The 830-nt window shown below is 65.5% G+C and carries 2 protein-coding genes; both read right to left on the bottom strand.

Going from position 1 to position 830, the window contains the following annotated elements:
- Positions 1–42 precede the first annotated feature (42 nt).
- Complete coding sequence (locus ACYVM4_RS18450) at positions 43–234, bottom strand: hypothetical protein (RefSeq protein WP_460669493.1); 192 nt, start codon at positions 232–234, stop codon at positions 43–45.
- Between the two features lie 3 nt (positions 235–237).
- Positions 238–830, bottom strand: a 593-nt coding sequence (locus tag ACYVM4_RS18445) for a TraG/TraD/VirD4 family protein (protein WP_460669492.1), incomplete at its 5' end; no start/stop codon positions are given.

Raw genomic sequence — 830 nt, 5'->3', positions numbered from 1 at the left:
CAGGGTCCGGCAGGGGGTCAAACTTCGTCTGCCGCCACGGGGTCAGTTTTCACGTGCCGTCGACACGCACCAGGTGAACGTGTTCGAGCGACCAGCTGGGTCCAGCTGACGCCGGTACATCGGCGCCAACATCTCGGTGACGAACTCCACCACGTTCGCGTAGACCAGCTCCGCAGGAGGCTGCTCTTCCACGTCCTCGTTGCCCTCACTGGACGATTTTTCTTCCCAGTCCATGGCCTACTCCTTCACCAGCGCCGCCCACCGGTTCCCGGCAGGCTCAGGCACCACTGGCTCGGCGGCCGGCGCTGTGGGCTCGTGATCGACGGTGTCCACTGTGGGGCGGTTGTGGGCCTCTTCGGAGGCCCTTGATGCTTCCGCGTAGGGGCGGTGGTCAATCGGGATGGTGCGCAGCAGCACGGCCCGGGCCCCGGAGCCGAACATCACGGCCCGACCCTTGGGCAGGGCGGACAGGTCAGCCACCGACATGATGTCGTCGGTGGCGTCCTGCCGGGAGGTGGACCCGGAATCCTTCTGCCTCGAGGAGGAGACGGAGGTGTAGGTGTACTTGCCGATCAGCTCCGAGAGCATCTTCAAGTAGCCCTCCTCCTTGACGTTGCCGCCGTAGGTGACGACGTTGGCGGTGGAGAACAGCTTGCGCATCCCGGATTCCCCCCAGACGTCCACGCCCTGGGACCAGGACTGCAAGAACGTGGAGACCACGATGCCGCGAGACCCGTAGTGGCTGTAGAGGTTGGGCAGGTTCATCCATCGGCAGACGTTGGCGGCCTCGTCCAGCACGCAGAGCATAGGAGTGGCCAGTCGGCCCCCGC

It is taken from the genome of Kocuria himachalensis (assembly GCF_054784195.1).
Note: the sequence above shows the minus strand (reverse complement) of the source record. Positions and strands in the feature narration are given on the sequence as shown.